21 protein-coding genes are annotated in these 15,122 nt (G+C 41.1%); 7 read left to right on the plus strand and 14 right to left on the minus strand.

All coding sequences use genetic code 11. The annotated features are described in order from the left end of the window. Positions 1-26 precede the first annotated feature (26 nt). Positions 27-932 (minus strand): EamA family transporter RarD, encoded by a 906-nt coding sequence (gene rarD, locus MHH26_RS07385; RefSeq protein ID WP_095285293.1) that lies wholly within the window; start codon positions 930-932, stop codon positions 27-29. A gap of 95 nt (positions 933-1,027) precedes the next feature. Between rarD and MHH26_RS07390 the strand changes: the two genes are divergently transcribed. After that, positions 1,028-1,495: an Hsp20/alpha crystallin family protein gene (locus MHH26_RS07390; protein WP_106072814.1), complete on the plus strand. Its 468-nt coding sequence runs from the start codon at positions 1,028-1,030 to the stop codon at positions 1,493-1,495. Between the two features lie 40 nt (positions 1,496-1,535). On the opposite strand, the gene MHH26_RS07395 is transcribed toward MHH26_RS07390, so the two are convergent. After that, the gene (locus tag MHH26_RS07395) at positions 1,536-1,754 is read right to left on the minus strand and encodes a hypothetical protein (protein ID WP_024422697.1); all 219 of its coding nucleotides are present in this window, start codon (positions 1,752-1,754) and stop codon (positions 1,536-1,538) included. Positions 1,755-1,829: 75 nt separating this feature from the next. After that, positions 1,830-2,162, minus strand: a complete 333-nt coding sequence (locus MHH26_RS07400; RefSeq protein ID WP_034660940.1) for a winged helix-turn-helix transcriptional regulator — start codon at positions 2,160-2,162, stop codon at positions 1,830-1,832. Between the two features lie 139 nt (positions 2,163-2,301). On the opposite strand from MHH26_RS07400, the gene MHH26_RS07405 reads away from it, so the two are divergent. The 3 genes from MHH26_RS07405 to MHH26_RS07415 all read left to right on the plus strand — a co-directional run bounded on the left by MHH26_RS07405 (position 2,302) and on the right by MHH26_RS07415 (position 4,852). After that, positions 2,302-2,919: a nitroreductase family protein gene (locus tag MHH26_RS07405; RefSeq protein ID WP_340972886.1), complete on the plus strand. Its 618-nt coding sequence runs from the start codon at positions 2,302-2,304 to the stop codon at positions 2,917-2,919. Between the two features lie 236 nt (positions 2,920-3,155). Next, positions 3,156-3,359 carry a DUF3311 domain-containing protein gene (locus MHH26_RS07410; RefSeq protein ID WP_034660942.1) on the plus strand — a complete coding sequence of 68 codons (204 nt, stop codon included), beginning with the start codon at positions 3,156-3,158 and terminating at the stop codon, positions 3,357-3,359. Beyond that, entirely contained in the window at positions 3,359-4,852 is a 1,494-nt protein-coding gene (locus MHH26_RS07415) for a sodium:solute symporter family protein (RefSeq protein WP_034660944.1), read from the plus strand. The genes MHH26_RS07410 and MHH26_RS07415 overlap by 1 nt, the downstream gene beginning before the upstream one ends. Positions 4,853-4,889: 37 nt before the next feature. Here MHH26_RS07415 and MHH26_RS07420 read toward each other — a convergent pair whose 3' ends face one another. Then, positions 4,890-6,275 (minus strand): S41 family peptidase, encoded by a 1,386-nt coding sequence (locus MHH26_RS07420; RefSeq protein ID WP_340972888.1) that lies wholly within the window; start codon positions 6,273-6,275, stop codon positions 4,890-4,892. Positions 6,276-6,426: 151 nt separating this feature from the next. On the opposite strand from MHH26_RS07420, the gene MHH26_RS07425 reads away from it, so the two are divergent. Beyond that, on the plus strand, positions 6,427-7,125 hold the full coding sequence (locus MHH26_RS07425) for a class I SAM-dependent methyltransferase (RefSeq protein ID WP_340972889.1): 699 nt from the start codon (positions 6,427-6,429) through the stop codon (positions 7,123-7,125). A gap of 92 nt (positions 7,126-7,217) precedes the next feature. Further along, on the plus strand, positions 7,218-7,469 hold the full coding sequence (locus tag MHH26_RS07430) for a hypothetical protein (protein ID WP_003216113.1): 252 nt from the start codon (positions 7,218-7,220) through the stop codon (positions 7,467-7,469). A 50-nt stretch (positions 7,470-7,519) separates the two neighbouring features. On the opposite strand, the gene MHH26_RS07435 is transcribed toward MHH26_RS07430, so the two are convergent. The 5 genes from MHH26_RS07435 to MHH26_RS07455 form a co-directional block, all read right to left on the minus strand. Next, entirely contained in the window at positions 7,520-8,350 is an 831-nt protein-coding gene (locus MHH26_RS07435; protein WP_060596558.1) for a M15 family metallopeptidase, read from the minus strand. A gap of 70 nt (positions 8,351-8,420) precedes the next feature. Further along, positions 8,421-9,116 carry a purine-nucleoside phosphorylase gene (deoD, locus tag MHH26_RS07440; protein WP_012010274.1) on the minus strand — a complete coding sequence of 232 codons (696 nt, stop codon included), beginning with the start codon at positions 9,114-9,116 and terminating at the stop codon, positions 8,421-8,423. A gap of 112 nt (positions 9,117-9,228) precedes the next feature. Continuing rightward, a complete protein-coding gene (locus MHH26_RS07445) occupies positions 9,229-9,546 on the minus strand; it encodes a YodL domain-containing protein (protein ID WP_095285295.1) in 318 nt (105 codons plus the stop codon). Between the two features lie 54 nt (positions 9,547-9,600). Continuing rightward, on the minus strand, positions 9,601-10,209 hold the full coding sequence (locus tag MHH26_RS07450; RefSeq protein ID WP_187703919.1) for a phosphatase PAP2 family protein: 609 nt from the start codon (positions 10,207-10,209) through the stop codon (positions 9,601-9,603). A 50-nt stretch (positions 10,210-10,259) separates the two neighbouring features. After that, complete coding sequence (locus MHH26_RS07455) at positions 10,260-10,430, minus strand: YozD family protein (protein WP_066030762.1); 171 nt, start codon at positions 10,428-10,430, stop codon at positions 10,260-10,262. A gap of 119 nt (positions 10,431-10,549) precedes the next feature. Here MHH26_RS07455 and MHH26_RS07460 point away from each other — a divergent pair, with 119 nt between their 5' ends. Further along, positions 10,550-10,684: a hypothetical protein gene (locus MHH26_RS07460; protein ID WP_258182067.1), complete on the plus strand. Its 135-nt coding sequence runs from the start codon at positions 10,550-10,552 to the stop codon at positions 10,682-10,684. Here MHH26_RS07460 and MHH26_RS07465 read toward each other — a convergent pair. The 5 genes from MHH26_RS07465 to MHH26_RS07485 all read right to left on the minus strand — a co-directional run bounded on the left by MHH26_RS07465 (position 10,681) and on the right by MHH26_RS07485 (position 14,988). After that, the gene (locus tag MHH26_RS07465; RefSeq protein WP_012010279.1) at positions 10,681-11,361 is read right to left on the minus strand and encodes a hypothetical protein; all 681 of its coding nucleotides are present in this window, start codon (positions 11,359-11,361) and stop codon (positions 10,681-10,683) included. The genes MHH26_RS07460 and MHH26_RS07465 overlap by 4 nt on opposite strands. 144 nt (positions 11,362-11,505) lie before the next feature. Continuing rightward, complete coding sequence (locus MHH26_RS07470; protein WP_034660951.1) at positions 11,506-11,730, minus strand: YozE family protein; 225 nt, start codon at positions 11,728-11,730, stop codon at positions 11,506-11,508. Between the two features lie 79 nt (positions 11,731-11,809). After that, on the minus strand, positions 11,810-12,091 hold the full coding sequence (locus MHH26_RS07475) for a YokU family protein (protein WP_080869528.1): 282 nt from the start codon (positions 12,089-12,091) through the stop codon (positions 11,810-11,812). Positions 12,092-12,093: 2 nt separating this feature from the next. Continuing rightward, positions 12,094-13,494: a lysine 2,3-aminomutase gene (gene ablA / locus MHH26_RS07480; RefSeq protein ID WP_034660953.1), complete on the minus strand. Its 1,401-nt coding sequence runs from the start codon at positions 13,492-13,494 to the stop codon at positions 12,094-12,096. A gap of 117 nt (positions 13,495-13,611) precedes the next feature. Next, on the minus strand, positions 13,612-14,988 hold the full coding sequence (locus MHH26_RS07485; protein ID WP_307499786.1) for a sigma-54 interaction domain-containing protein: 1,377 nt from the start codon (positions 14,986-14,988) through the stop codon (positions 13,612-13,614). Positions 14,989-15,122 lie beyond the last annotated feature (134 nt).

Raw genomic sequence — 15,122 nt, forward strand, 5'->3', positions numbered from 1 at the left:
AAAAAAAAGCAAACTGCTTGTTCCACTTAATGAGAATTCGCTGTTTTTTTCATGCGTAATTGAGAGGTAGTAAATAATAAAATCGCCACCCAGATACAAAGAAACGTCACGATTTTAGCTGAAGATAAATGCTCGTGATACACAAATAACCCCAAAAACAGCGTAATCGTCGGTGCAATGTATTGTAAAATGCCCACTTGATAAAGAGGAATTCTTTTTGCGCCTTCAGAGAATAAAAGAAGTGGCACCGCTGTAAAGACCCCTGCAAAGAATAAGAGACCAAGCGATCCGAAGCTGTTAGGATTCATTGTCACCACAGGTTCTTTTAAGAAGAACAATAAGTACACAAGGGCCGCCGGGGCTAAAAGCAGCGTTTCAATTGTCAATCCAATTGCACTCGTGAAGCTCATTCTTTTTTTAATCAATCCATAAAAACCGAAGCTAAAGGCAAGTAATATCGCAACGACAGGAAATGAACCGTACTGAATCGTGGAAAGAATCACCCCAGTAGCGGCAATTAGTATCGCAATGGTTTGTAATTTATTGAGCCGCTCTTTCAAGAAAATGATGCCTAGTAAAACAGAGACAAGCGGATTAATATAATACCCTAAACTAGCTTCTAGCATGAGATGGTGATTGACTGCCCAAATGTACACATACCAGTTAACCGAAATTAAAATAGCAGATAAAAGTAGTGAAAAAAGTGCTTTACCATCCAGCATGAGACCCTTCACTGTCTGCATCGCCGGCCGGACTTGTTTTAAATACAGAAGAATACCGCACATAAAAACGAATGACCATAAAATTCTGTGCGCTAAAATTTCGCCTGACGAAATATGCTCCATCAGTTTCCAATATAACGGGAATAATCCCCATAATGTAAAAGATGCTGCCGTATAGAGAACACCTTTTGATTGTTGCTGATCGTTCAATCTAACCATTCCTTTCTAAACCTATCGTATATTATAGCACGCACTCAGGTGAATGGGCATATACTAATTCAGGGCATTTAGAAAGGATGATTTGCATGTTTGACTGGAACCGATTATTCCCTTTTCAAAAGCAATTTTCAAAAGAAGCCTTAAAGAATTCAGACCCTAAAGACGTTGAGCAGTATGTCAATCAAGTGATGGAAAGTGTATTCGGCTCCAATTATCCTGCTCAGTTCCCTTTTCAGGATCCACTCTCTCAACATCAAAAAACGAGAGAAACAGACGTCAAAAAAGAACCCGAAGTGGAAGTGTTCGAAACCACTGATCACGTGTTCGTTAAAATTGAGCTTGCTCGGCCGAACACAGAAAAAGTAAAAATCAAACATACAGCCAACCTGCTGTTTATTGATCATTTTCCTGAGGAAGGCACGCAGAAGAAAGTTGTCCTTCCTGCTGCTGTAAAAAGAAAAGGAACGAAGGCTTCGTATCAGGACGGTATTTTGGAGATTATGTTTTTAAAGCATGATGATCCGGGGATCTCTGAAATCGATATTCCATTATAAAAAGCCTGCTTTCATATAGAAGCAGGCTTACTCTTTTTTCTTAATAGTATGGTGGATATCCGCCGCCATAAGGTGGTGGAGCAGGCGGTGGTGGTGGCGGGTAATATGGACGGGGATAATTAAAAATCGCACTTCCTAAAAATCCGCCAAGCAGTCCGCCGACTAAAGGAGCGCCAAAACCAAAAAACAAAGGGACTCTGGATTCATATGGCGGAATGCCAGGGGCGCCGCCTCGGAAATACGGAGTATGAGGGTACATGCATTTCTCCTCCTTTGTCATGTGCCTAACATCAGCATATTCATCAGGAGTCAAAACGTTTGGGCAAACCTGAAACTAGGCTTGCTCCTTTTTTTCATGAGATTCTGTATACTCCCCTGCCCACCTAGATACCTCATGAAACACATTATTTAGCGCATTTCCTTTTTCAGTTAAACAATAAATGACTTTAACAGGCGTCTCAGGCAGAACAGTTCGCTCTATAATCCTTTCTTGCTCAAGTTCTTTTAAACGCTCTGCGAGCATTTTTTGACTGATAGATGGGATAATGTCCGTCATGTCTTTAAAGCGCTTTGGACCATCAAGCAATACATGAATAATGAGACCATTCCACCTTTTGCCTAGCAGTAAAAAAGCTTGCTGAATGTGTGGACATAATTGAAATTCCATAAATTTCAGCCTTTCTTTTCATGATTGTTTGACAAACTAACGGTATACAATTTAAAATAGCTCTAGTTACAATAAGTAAGTTTCTCACTTTTTTAGTTATTGTACCATACTATTTGCAAAAACGGGAGGAAATATCCATATGGCGACTGATCAAAAAACAATTGACATTTTAAAACAAAGAGCTTCAGTAAAAGAGTATGATACAACTCATGAAATGACAAAAGAAGAGCTAACAGAGCTGCTTGATATCACAACTAAAGCACCATCTGCGTGGAATCTTCAGCATTGGCATTTCACTGTTTTCCATAGTGCTGAATCTAAAGCGAAGTTACTTCCAATCGCTTACAACCAAAAGCAAATCTCACAAGCATCAGCTGTTATTGCTGTACTAGGTGATCTTGAAGCCAATCAAAATGGTGAAAAAATATACAGTGAGCTGGCAGAACAAGGCTTCATTACTGAAGACATCAAAGAAACATTGATGACTCAAATCAATGGCGCATACCAAAGCGAGCAGTATGCACGTGAAGCTGCGTATTCAAATGCTTCATTAGCTGCTATGCAATTAATGATTGCTGCAAAAGCAATGGGCTATGATACATGCGCAATGGGTGGTTTCAGTAAAGACGCCTTCATCAAAGAATTCAATGTAAGCGGACGTTATGAGCCAGTCATGTTGATTTCAGTTGGTAAAGCAGCGAAAGAAGCTCATAAAAGCAATCGTTTCGACACCGAACAAGTATCTGATTTCCTTTAAGATTGGCAAGGCCTCAGCTTTCATGCTGAGGCTTTTTTTATTTGGTTTAAATATTATTCCTACATACTTTCTTTTCACTTTACCCCTTTTCACCTTCACCCTTTCTCCTTTTTAAGAATGAAAGCGTTATATTAGTATGATATTCGCCAAAATGATTGTTTTTTCTGAAAATGGTCTTGTGATCTAATCTGACAACTGCTATTATTATGAAATTACAAAAAATTCAGGAGGGAATCATGAATAAAAAATTGATACTGGCACTACTTATAGCGATTCCATTCATCGGACAGCTCGCACTGCTGCCCTTTGCAAATCGTATTCATCCATTTGTGATAGGGCTTCCTTTTTTCCACTTCTGGCTCTTACTATGGATTGTTCTCACACCAATCTGCACATTCATCATTTACCGGATGCAACATTCAAATGGAGGAACTGACTAATGCAAGGAAATTTAACAGCTTTATTGATTACTGCAAGTATTATTTTCATCGTCGTGGTCATCGGATTTGCCGCTGGCCGGGATAAATCATCGAGACAGTCAGTAGAGGAATGGTCTGTCGGCGGGAGAAAATTTGGCGGTCTGCTCGTCTGGTTCCTCGTAGGCGCAGATTTATATACCGCTTATACCTTTTTAGGGCTCACTAGTACAGCCTATACAGCTGGAAGTGTCGCTTTTTTCGCTATCCCCTATTCAGTTCTAGCGTATTTTATTGCTTATTTCTTCTTACCAAAGCTATGGACGGTTGCGAAAAATCACAACCTCACAACGCTCGCTGATTATGCACGTGAGCGGTTTGACAGCAAGCTGTTATCCAGTTTGATTGCGATTATTGGAGTACTTATGCTGATTCCTTATATTTGTCTTCAGCTGAGCGGGATTCAAGATACGTTAACTGTCGCTGGTACTAGTTATATTAATGTGAATGCAGTTGTTATTATTTCATTTATTTTAGTCGCACTTTATACATTTTTCAGTGGTATTAAAGGTCCTACATATACAGCCATTATTAAGGATATTCTCGTTTGGGTCATCATGCTGTTTATGGTGGTTTCACTGCCAATCATTCATTTTAACGGCTGGACCCCGATGATGAATACGTTAGCTAAGGAAGCGCCACAGCTTCTGACGATCCCTGACGGCGGTCCTAAAGGCATTTTATGGTTCATTACCGCTTCAGGCGTTTCTGCCCTTGCTTTGTTTATGTGGGCGCATGCGGCAACAGGGGTTTTTACAGCCAAAAGTGCAGATGCCATCCGTAAAAACAGTATGTTTTTGCCTCTTTATAACATCGTATTGATTTTGGTCATCTTCCTTGGATTTATTGCCTTTTTAGTCTTACCTGAAGATACAAATCCAAGATTTGCTCTTCTTCATTTAATTCAAACGTCATATGGTGGTGTGATGCAGGGCCTCGCTTATTCAACAATTGCACTGGCTTCTCTCATTCCATGCTCAATCATGGCCATTGGCGCATCGAATTTATTTGCCAATAATTTATACCGTGACTTAATTCATCCGAATGTATCACCAAAAAGATTGACCATCATTACACGTTCAATGGTGTTTATCGTCATCGGACTGGCCCTTTTATTCGGGATGCTCTTCCCAACAGCACTTGTGACGCTTCAGCTCATTGGCGTTTCAGGAATGGTTCAAATTTTCCCAGCCATTGCGATCAGCTTGTTCTGGAAAAAACAATCGAGAGAAGCAACGATTGCGGGGTTAGTTGTTGGCATCATCGTCACCTTTACAGCCAATATCTCACAAGTCACGTTCGGTCTTTATGAAGGTTTTCTCGGTTTACTAGCAAACGTTGTGGTCATCTTGATCTTGAATCCATTCTTCCAAAAGCATGTCACAGACAATTCTGTAATAAATGATCTTTTTGAAAAAGATAACGAAAAAACAGAAGCGACTGTAAACAACGCGTAAACATAAAAAGAGCAGTCCCCCTTATGAGGACTGCTCTTTATTTCATTTCTTTTTTCAAAACTTCAATGGCTTTTTTCATTTGAGTATCATTGTTCTTTAGCTTATCTTGGATCTTTGTCATCAGTACTGTCGTTGTATCTCCTGTCAGAATACCGTCTGTTTTCAGATCGTTGTCTGTTTGGAAGCGTTTGACGATAGACTGGAAAGCTTGATCGTACTCACCATTTGCTTTTGCTTTGTAGCCAAGCGCTTGGAACATTTTTTGAGCCGCTTTGACTTCATCTCCATTGTCATTCAGCTGATACGATTTTTTCGGACTTAAGTATGGCAGCTTTGCATAACTTGGGAGCGATGCTTTGACCTGTGGTTCAATTCCTTTTTTGTGAATCCAAGAACCATCCGGCGTCAGCCACTTGGCAATGGTTAACTTGACGCTAGAACCATCATTATAGCTTTGTGCATTTTGAACAGTTCCTTTACCAAATGTCTTTTCACCAATAATTTTGATACCTGAAGATTGGTGCAGAGCCGCCGCCATGATTTCAGCAGCGCTGGCTGAGCCGCCATTTACAAGAACAACTGCCGACTGATGAACTTTACGTTCTTTTTCAGCCTTGTACTCTTCTTTCTTCCCTTTTTCTTCAACTTGCATGATGACTTTCCCTTTATCGATAAAGTCATTACTCATTTCAATCGCTTCTGTCATAATGCCGCCTGGATTATCTCTCAGGTCGATGACAAAGCCTTTTGCCCCTTTTTTCTCGAGGTCATCAATGGCTTTATCTAGCTCTTTCGATGTTGTTTCAGCAAAGGACGTAATTTGAATTTCTCCTATTTTGTCTTTTGTGAGTTTTGCATACACCGTTTCAAGCGGAATGGTGTCTCTTGTGATCGTCACATCAACATTGCCCACTCCTTGGCGGTTAAGGTGCAGCTTGACATCCGTTCCTTTTTTCCCTCTAATAAGAGAAACTGCTTTATTGACCGACATACCTTTTGTGCTTTTCCCATCCACCTTTAAAATACGATCATGAGGTTTCAACCCGGCTTTTTCAGCAGGAGAGCCTTTAATCGGTGCGACAATTAAAATTTGCCCATCCTTCTCTTCTACTTGTGCACCAATTCCTTCAAATGATGATGAAATGGTGTTGTTAAATCCTTCGGCTTCCTCCTGATCCATATATGTAGAGTATGGATCATCAAGTGATGCAATCATTCCTTGAATCGCACCATCTACTAGTTTTTGATCATCCGTTTTTTCGTAATACTCATCTTTTACCTTCGTATACGCCGCCATGAGTTTACTAAACTTCTCGTCTCCTGAGACACTGACAGCCCCTTGTTTTGTGATCACAAATGTAATCGCAGAGGACAGGGCCGCTGTCACCAGAATGGCGATCACGAACTTAAATTGTTTTTTCAAAAAAACACCACCTTTATCTCCTTTCATTATTATCAAGGACGATGCTTCATCCGTCAACCAAAGGATCGAAGTTCTCTTTGAAAAGATAAGCCATTTAACCTTGCATTGCATAATCTTTAAAGAGGAACTTGATAAGGAAAGAAGGGATTTTATGAGTGATTATGTAGAAATGCTTGCCTATTTTGGCGTATCCAGTGCCCATCCTGGCGGAATTGAGTTAACAAAAACGATGCTTGAGCATATAAAATTGACGCCGGATGCACGTATACTGGATGCGGGATGCGGGACAGGACAAACGGCGGCATATTTAGGAAATATCGGTTATCAGGTAGAGGCGATTGATACACACCCTTTGATGATTGAAAAGGCCAACCTGCGATTTGAGCGAGAAGAACTACCGATCCGCGCATTGCAAGCATCGATTGAACAGCTGCCATTTCCAGATGAAGCGTTCACTCTTCTCATCAGTGAATCTGTTTTAAGCTTCACAACCCTTCCTGCTGCACTTGCTGAGATCAAACGAGTGCTTGCCCCTGGAAGTCAAATGATCGCAAATGAAGCTGTGTTAAAAGCACCCCTTACACCAGAGGGACTCGCCACCGTACGAGATTTTTACGGGTTCCACTCACTCTTTTCACTTGAAGAATGGAAGGAGCAGCTAAAAGCAGCAGGATTCCATGACTTTCGCATTCTCTCATTTGATGAACACATGGTACAGGAGGAGCCGACAGAAATGGAATTATCTGAACACATCCCGCCTTCTCTTTACGAAACGCTGCAAACACACTACGATCTGATTCAAGCGCACCGGAAGCAGCTAAGCCACATTCTATTTGAATGTACCGTATAAAATGAGCGAATCTCCTATATGTTTTGTCCAAACTCTATGAGGTCTCTCGCATAGGATAAGAGTGAACAGAGTTTGTCATAAGGAGGAAAAATATGGAGCGCTATCAAAAGCTTTGTCAGCAGCACATGGGAAAAGTCGCTAGAATCACAGATCGTAATGGCAGAGTACATGTCGGACGCATTGAGCGGGTGACAAACCGTAAAGTGTATATTCGTCCAGTCGGCGGTTCTCGCGGCGGCTTTGGCTTTGGTTATTACGGAGGGTATTACGGCTGGGGTGCCGCTTATGGCATCGGGCTTGGTTTCATTACAGGTTTCGCATTAGCAGGATTGTTCTTTTTTTAAAAGAAGAATAAAGAAGGCCCCCCGAATAGCTGGGAGGCCTTTTTATTTGATTAGATTTTCTTCACTTTGTTCATGTACTCTTCAAATGTTAAATCGTGATCATGCATCGCTTTTGCTGCTTCTTTTCCAACATAGCGCAGATGCCACGGCTCATATTCATATTTTGTAATATCTTCTTTTCCTTTTGGATAACGAATGATAAAACCATATTTATAGGCGTTTTTAGCCACCCATTTGCCATCAGGTGTTTCACCAAACTTTTCAGAGATGTCAAAGCCGGCACTTTTTGAGGAAATGTCCATGGCAAGGCCTGTTTGATGTTCACTTTCGCCTGGTAAAGCTACTGCTTCCTGCGCTTTGTCTTTGCCTTTTAATTTGACTTCACTATCAAAAATGACTTTTTGACGGTCATAGGAGCGATAGCCAGATACTGCAGCCAGCTCGAAGTTTTTCTTTTTCGCATCTTTGAATAACTTCTCAAGTGCTTCCGCTGCTTCTTTACGAATATATCGTTTTTCAATATCCTCTGAAAAAGAGAATTCTACTTTTGGTACAACGAGATCAGAAGGTTTATAGGTTCCTGGTAATGCGTATTCTTTGTTGACAAGAGCTAGCACGTTTGCAGGATTTTGAATGGTTTTCAGCCCACTTACCACCTTGATGTCATTGAAATATTCACTCTTTAATGTCAGCTCTTGATCCGATGAATCTGCTGTATTGTTTGAGTTTTGCTGGGTAGATGAATTTGCTGCGCTCTTTTGTTCGTTTGTTTTGTTCGATTCAGATGTACCGCTTTTTTGATCCAGCAACTGGCAGCCCGATAGTGCGGCTGTCAAACCAAGAATCGATGCGATTGAGAGTATTTTATAGCTTTTCTTCATGACATACCTTCCTTTTGCTCTTCTAAAAAAAAATAAAGATGCGCTACATCGTAGCACACCCTTTATACTATTATAAAACGGAGTCTAGTGCAATTAAGATCATTTCGTCAAATGTCGTTTGACGCTCTTCAGCCGTTGTTTCTTCTCCTGTGAGAACATGATCACTCACTGTCAGAATGGATAACGCTTTTCGATCAAATTTTGCTGCAAGCGAATAAAGAGCTGTTGTCTCCATTTCAATCGCTAGGATACCGTATTGAGCCATGAGTTCAAGTGGTTTTTCATTGTAAAATTGGTCTGCGGTAAATACATTACCGACACGTACAGCGACATTTTTTGCTTCTGCTGTATCGTAGGCTTTCTTAAGCAGTCCAAAATCAGCGCAAGGTGCGTAATCAATCGGTCCAAACGCCACACGATTCATTTGTGAGTCTGTTGAAGATGTTTGAGCTAAAATGACATCACGCACGTTGACATCCCTTTTGATAGCCCCGCAAGATCCGACGCGGATTAAGTTTTGAACATCATAGCTTTGAATGAGTTCATTCACATAAATCGAAATAGAAGGTACGCCCATTCCGGTACCTTGTACAGAAACGCGCTTTCCTTTGTAGGTTCCAGTATAACCATACATTCCGCGCACTTCGTTATAGCATTCGACATCTTCTAAATATGTATCTGCAATATATTTCGCACGAAGCGGGTCGCCTGGCAGCAATACCGTTTCTGCAATTTGTCCTTTTTCTGCTCCAATATGTACACTCATTTTTTAGCCTCCACTTACGTTTACTATGTGATTTATCCTATTTAGTATAAACGATTGAGCCTAAAAAAGAAAATACCAGCTGAAGCTTAAGCTGGCATCGTCAATCATCTATTTAACTCATCGTCATCAGTCGTTCACTGCGTTTCCATCCTGCCGGAAAAAGCTGATAATAGCACTTTCCCTTCTTCTTATCATCAATCACAACAATATCACCTGTTGTCATAAACCGTGCATTGTAATCATTAGGGACTGTATCATGTACATTAAATGTCGAGAATGCTTTTTCCAGAACATCCAGGTGTGTTCTGCCGCCAATCTTTGTCCGGTACACAGGCTGATGCCCGCTTGCAGCGCCATATTCAGGTGTCTGATAAATGGTTAAGTGAAATGCTGAAGGTTTCTTTTGAAAAAATCTCAACGTCAATTGCATTCAAATCCCTCCCCTTTTATATAAAATTGGCTGGGGTCTGTCAATTTCCTTCTTCTATTTTTGTCGAATGACAGACAATTTTTCGTCAATCTTTTTACAAATGAGAAATAAAGCAAGTCCTATCGCAAAACCGCCTGCAACATCTGTCAAATAATGAACACCGATATACATTCGGCTGATCCCAATCAAAAGAACACAGAACCCCGTGATCAAGTAGACGATTTTTTGTCTTTCTTTCAGCCATGGAATCATTTCAACTAATAGATAAGCTATAAAAGGATAGATTGTGGCTGCATTCATCGAATGTCCGCTCGGAAAGCTGTAATACGTTTCATTGACAAGATGATCAAAGGCCGGTCGCTCTCTAGCAAACAGCCCCTTTAGTTCATGATTGATGGTTTTTTCTGTGAGATATAATAGAAAAAGCATCATGATAGAGTAATAGCGCTTATACATGAATAGTACGACACTAAAAATGAGCATGATTGGGACGAGCAGCGCACTAATGCCAAAGTCCGTCAAAGTCAGCATGACATTATTTAAAAAAGGGAGTCTGATGCTCTCAAACCATAAGATGATCTGGTTGTCCAATTCTTGACCCGCACCAGATACCATGAGCGCAGCAATGGCGCCAAATAAAATCAAAAGAAATAGGATATACACGCGAAAGATTCTCCTCCCTCTCTCTTCAGAATCTCTTCAAAGTATAGTGCCTACCACGCCTCTTCTTCAACTATCATTGCTTTTTTCAGCATATATTCAAACGTAATGTCAGCCAGCTCAAACGTTTCCAGCTCAGCAGGTATGTACCCTCTTTTGACCAGCTCCATGTAGAAGAATTCCGCAATTTCCTCTGTATCAATCACCAAATCTGCTTCTTTCATTACATTCCGCCTCCTTTTTTATGATGTATGAACGACGCCTGTTTTTTATTACAGTTTGTCATAATGGCTCATTCCATACATATAAATGCAGTAAACAAAAAGAAAAGGGGTTTGAGGCAATGAAATGGTTAAGCATATTAGATGGAGAAACGTTTGATCAGGTGATGGGCCGTATCTTGAGGGGATGGTTTTATGTGATTGTTTTTTTCTGTGTGCCTTATTTTTTATTCGTGTTAGGACAAGTCTTTCTTTAACCAAAATGCTCGTGTAAACTTTCCAATATAAAATCCATCATATCCTTGTATTCTGGATCTTCGAAAAATTCGTAGAGAATTTTATAGTCATTATATATATCAAGAAGCTCATCCACTATAGATACAGCGAGGAATTCTAGTGATGCTTCGCTTTCTTGTTTCTCTTCTAGTTGTAATAGAGCCGTTTGAACCATATCTTCTTCCATTTCTTTTGAGGTTTCACCGACGTAATGCACAAAAAGAAGCTGATGAACGAACTGGTCCATCTCATATTTCCTCAGGACAAGCGTTAAGTCTTCCTCTTCTGTTTCCAGCCACTCTCCGTCCTTTAGCCTCGTGAGTTCGTAAATGACATCTTCCCAGCCGTCATCAAGGTATCGCCATATTTCAGTCCGATGGCCAATAATTTTAAATAGCTCTTTTCCGTAATCTTTTACATATACAACATCGCCAATGAGGAACTCATATTCAATGTCCAGCTTTTCTGTATCCACAATCACCCCGTCGTACTCATCGTAAAGCTGAAGTGATGTTTCAAAATAAAGCACCTCATTATGATTGACCTCATACAAATAGTGCTGGTCAATTTGATGGACTTTTGTAATCGTTCCGACTGTGCCGTACATGACAACGACGACAATATCCCCTACTTGATATTTTGGTGCTTTCGCCTTCATTCTGTCTCCCCCTTGCCCGACTTTTGGTCTTAACGTATCGTATGCCGGCGCAAGGAATTCTGCATGGGCAACCACACCATGCAAAACGCCATTTTATTTCTTATAAAAAAACCGCTTCTCCCATCTGGAACAAGCGGTTGTTTGTTATTTTTTTTTGACTTCTACTTCATATTGCTCAAACGCTTCGTCAAATGTTGTCATTGAGCTCAAATAATCGCCATTTAATTCTAAATAGGCACACAGCTCATGATAATCAATGGACGCTTTCGGGAAGCTGTGATCCTCATAAGCAGCATTTGCAAAATGGCTGATTTCATCTTTCGGTTTTGGATGTCTGTACTTCATTAAATAATGGTAAAACGACTTCACCTGTTTTTCCCTCCGCGACACTCTATTTTGTTGTTATATTATACAGCAATTTGATGACTTGTATAGGCGGAGGTACAACTTATGATGAAAAGTCAAAGTAATTTCGCTTTAATAACCGCTCCATGCTCATTAATTCTTCGTATGAAATTTTTTCTGGAAGTTTTGTCTGATCCACTAAAATTAATTGATCTTCTATCTCTTTGACCGTCTCATCCTTTTGATATAACATGCCGCAGTGCGTGCAGGAAATGGACGGTGTTTCGATGATTTCAATTGATTGTGTGCCAGTGATCAGTTCCCAATAGACTGTTGTCTGCTCTGCGTTTGCTTTGTTTTCCTCACACCAATCACATGTCAGCAAGGTCATTTCTCCTCCTTTACAGTTTGATCTTTTTTGAGCTGTGCTTGATATTTTTTCTCTTTTAATTCATCTCGTTTTTCACGTTTGTTTTTGAGTGTGTCATGCTCAGGATTTGTCTCATATGCTTCTCTTCGTTTCATCCGGCTTAAATTCTCAGGCGTAAACGATTTCGCTTCATCCTGAAATAGTGCGGTAACACCAATTGCCGGTTCTTGTTTCTCTTCATAAATTTCATTAAAATACGCATCTGCCTGCCCTGCGACGTAATGCTCTGGTTCAGGGTAAGAGGTGATCACACCTTCAAAGTTACGAAGGACGACTTTGTCAGGGCTTTGCGATAATAAATAATTTGGCTGTAAGGCGATCTTTCCTCCGCCTCCTGGTGCATCTACAACAAAGCTTGGCACGGCATACCCGCTCGTATGCCCTCTTAAGCCTTCAATGATTTCAAGACCTTTTGATACTGGTGTTCTAAAGTGGCCAATCCCCTCAGATAAATCACATTGATAGATATAATAAGGTCTGACCCGTATCTTCACGAGATCGTGCATCAGCTTCTTCATAATCGGCACACTGTCGTTAATACCTGCAAGGATGACAGCCTGATTACCAACAGGGACGCCGGCATTCACAAGACGTTCGCACGCTTCTTTCGCTTCTTTCGTAATTTCAATGCTTGTATTGAAATGGGTATTCAGCCAAACCGGATGATATTTTTTCAAAATCTCGCACAGCTCATCTGTAATGCGCTGCGGAAAGACGACCGGCGCGCGGGTTCCTATCCGAATGATCTCCACGTGCGGAATGTCTCGTAAGTTTTTCAAAATGTATTCAAGCACTTGATCATTGATTAAGAGCCCATCTCCGCCGGAAATTAACACATCCCGCACCTCAGGTGTTTCTCTAATATATCCAATGGCAGCATCTAACTGCTTTTTTGGCACGCCCATACCGATCTGGCCGGAAAAACGTCTTCTCGTACAATAGCGGCAGTACATGGAGCACTGATTTGTTACAAGAAAGAGCACACGATCTGGGTACCGATGCGTTAACCCCGGGACAGGTGAGTCCTCATCTTCATGCAGAGGGTCTTCCAAGTCATATTTTGTTTTATGAAGCTCCTCAGCGATTGGCACAGATTGCATACGTACTGGGCATCTTGGATCGTCTGGATTCATCAGTGAGGCATAGTAGGGTGTAATGTTGAGTGGAATGGTTTTGGTGGAAATCTTCACCCCTTCTCTTTCCTCTTCTGTTAAGTTCACGATTTTCTCTAAATCTTCAAGCGTTTTCACGGTATGCGTCAGCTGCCAAATCCAGTCGTTCCACTTTTCCTCAGGTACATCCTTCCAAAGCTCAATGTCCTTCCAATGACGCGCCGGTTCATACAGTTTCTGATTCATATCCATTCCCCCTATCAGCATTCACCTTATACTATGCAAGTTATGTGCCAACATGGGAAAATGCCCCTATTCTTTACAAAAGGAGCTTTACCCGTGATATCCAATGCATGGTGGTGCCTATTTTTCGGCATCTGCATATTTCTTCAGTTTATACTGCAGCGTTTGTCGAGGGATTTTTAAGGCTGCGGCGGTTTTTTTAATATTGCCATGATGCTGATTTAAAGCTTCTTGAATCAAAGTTTGTTCAAATAAAGAAACCTGACTTTTTAAGGAGGCGTCGGGTGTTTCTTCCTCGAGCTTCTGCGTACGTAAATGAGCAGGAAGGTATGAAGGTGTGATGTCTTCCGCTTCCTTTGGCATCATCAATACGGCATGCTCAATGGTATGTTTTAATTCTCGAACGTTTCCCGGCCAGTGGTGAGCCATAAACAATTGTTCCGTTTCTTCAGAAAGGCGTTTGACGTTTTTTGAAAACTGCTGATGATAGGTTTGAATGAAATGGCGGGAAAGCAGCGGGATGTCTTGCTTTCTCTCACGAAGCGGCGGGATATGAAAAGATGACACATGCAGTCTATAAAATAAGTCTTCTCTTAAAATTTGCTTTTTCACCGCTTCAAATGGGTCCATATTGAGTGCAGTAATGAGTCTTACATCCACTTGAATCGCTTTTGCATCCCCAATACGGCGCACAACACCATCCTCTAACACACGTAATAATTTCGTCTGCAGCGTGAGCGGCATCGCTTGCAGTTCATCAAGAAAAAGCGTGCCTCCATCAGCCAATTCAAAGAGCCCCTTGCGATCAATTGCGCCCGTATAGCTCCCTTTGACAGATCCGAATAATAGACTCTCAAGTAGCGATTCTGGAAGTGCTGCACAGTTTTGCGGAATGAACACTTGGTTTTTCCGGTCAGATTCATGAACAATGGCTTGAACGAGCACTTCTTTCCCTGTCCCTGTTTCCCCGTAGACAACAACTGATGACGGATAAGCAGCTGCTTTTTTTGCCTTTTCAAGCATTTCTTTTAAGAACGGATCATTTGTTAAAAATGAAGCAAAATCATGCATTTGTTCTGCCCCAGCCACATCGTGTATCCGTTTTTTTTGATCTAAACGATTTGAAAGGGCTGACAGCTTCGATACATCTTTTGCGACTTCGACCGCGCCTATTAACTTGCTTTCTTCAATAATGGGCAATGTCGTGTTGACGGTTTCAATTCTTTCTCCGTTTTTATTCAAATAGGTTTGCAGCGAATGATAAATGGGCTTCCCAGTTCTCAAAACATGCATAAGCGTACTTGTTTTTTCTGTTAAAGAGGGATACACCTCAAGGATGTACTTGCCAATCACCTCTTCTTTTTGTAAACAGTCAAACTTAGCGGCATTATGATTGTAAAAGATCGTCATGCCTTGATCATCTACAACATGAATGGCTTCATCAATGGCTTCTAAAATTAATTCAAACCAATCCGCTCTTTCGACAACTTTCCCCATTCTTTCCCCCTCACTTTCAGTGCCAAAAAACCGGCATCTATTGCCGGATTTTCAGCGGCTTGATCATCTTCATCACACGTTCTCCTGTCCTTTCATGTTTCGCTTTTTCCTTGCAACTTCCTGCTTTTTTTGTC

This window comes from Bacillus sp. FSL K6-2839 (genome assembly GCF_038003365.1).
Classification (GTDB): domain Bacteria; phylum Bacillota; class Bacilli; order Bacillales; family Bacillaceae; genus Bacillus.

What these genes read in the sequence shown, in the direction of transcription:
- MHH26_RS07425 (WP_340972889.1), top strand. Translation starts at nt 6,427, where the DNA reads ATGAGTGATTATGTAGAAATGCTTGCCTATTTTGGCGTATCCAGTGCC.
- MHH26_RS07430 (WP_003216113.1), top strand. Translation starts at nt 7,218, where the DNA reads ATGGAGCGCTATCAAAAGCTTTGTCAGCAGCACATGGGAAAAGTCGCT.
- ablA (WP_034660953.1), bottom strand. Translation starts at nt 13,494, where the DNA reads ATGAATCAGAAACTGTATGAACCGGCGCGTCATTGGAAGGACATTGAG.
- MHH26_RS07405 (WP_340972886.1), top strand. Translation starts at nt 2,302, where the DNA reads ATGGCGACTGATCAAAAAACAATTGACATTTTAAAACAAAGAGCTTCA.
- MHH26_RS07455 (WP_066030762.1), bottom strand. Translation starts at nt 10,430, where the DNA reads ATGAAAGAAGCAGATTTGGTGATTGATACAGAGGAAATTGCGGAATTC.
- deoD (WP_012010274.1), bottom strand. Translation starts at nt 9,116, where the DNA reads ATGAGTGTACATATTGGAGCAGAAAAAGGACAAATTGCAGAAACGGTA.
- MHH26_RS07435 (WP_060596558.1), bottom strand. Translation starts at nt 8,350, where the DNA reads ATGAAGAAAAGCTATAAAATACTCTCAATCGCATCGATTCTTGGTTTG.
- MHH26_RS07410 (WP_034660942.1), top strand. Translation starts at nt 3,156, where the DNA reads ATGAATAAAAAATTGATACTGGCACTACTTATAGCGATTCCATTCATC.
- MHH26_RS07465 (WP_012010279.1), bottom strand. Translation starts at nt 11,361, where the DNA reads ATGAAGGCGAAAGCACCAAAATATCAAGTAGGGGATATTGTCGTCGTT.
- MHH26_RS07485 (WP_307499786.1), bottom strand. Translation starts at nt 14,988, where the DNA reads ATGGGGAAAGTTGTCGAAAGAGCGGATTGGTTTGAATTAATTTTAGAA.
- MHH26_RS07445 (WP_095285295.1), bottom strand. Translation starts at nt 9,546, where the DNA reads ATGCAATTGACGTTGAGATTTTTTCAAAAGAAACCTTCAGCATTTCAC.
- MHH26_RS07415 (WP_034660944.1), top strand. Translation starts at nt 3,359, where the DNA reads ATGCAAGGAAATTTAACAGCTTTATTGATTACTGCAAGTATTATTTTC.
- MHH26_RS07460 (WP_258182067.1), top strand. Translation starts at nt 10,550, where the DNA reads ATGAAATGGTTAAGCATATTAGATGGAGAAACGTTTGATCAGGTGATG.
- MHH26_RS07390 (WP_106072814.1), top strand. Translation starts at nt 1,028, where the DNA reads ATGTTTGACTGGAACCGATTATTCCCTTTTCAAAAGCAATTTTCAAAA.
- MHH26_RS07395 (WP_024422697.1), bottom strand. Translation starts at nt 1,754, where the DNA reads ATGTACCCTCATACTCCGTATTTCCGAGGCGGCGCCCCTGGCATTCCG.
- MHH26_RS07400 (WP_034660940.1), bottom strand. Translation starts at nt 2,162, where the DNA reads ATGGAATTTCAATTATGTCCACACATTCAGCAAGCTTTTTTACTGCTA.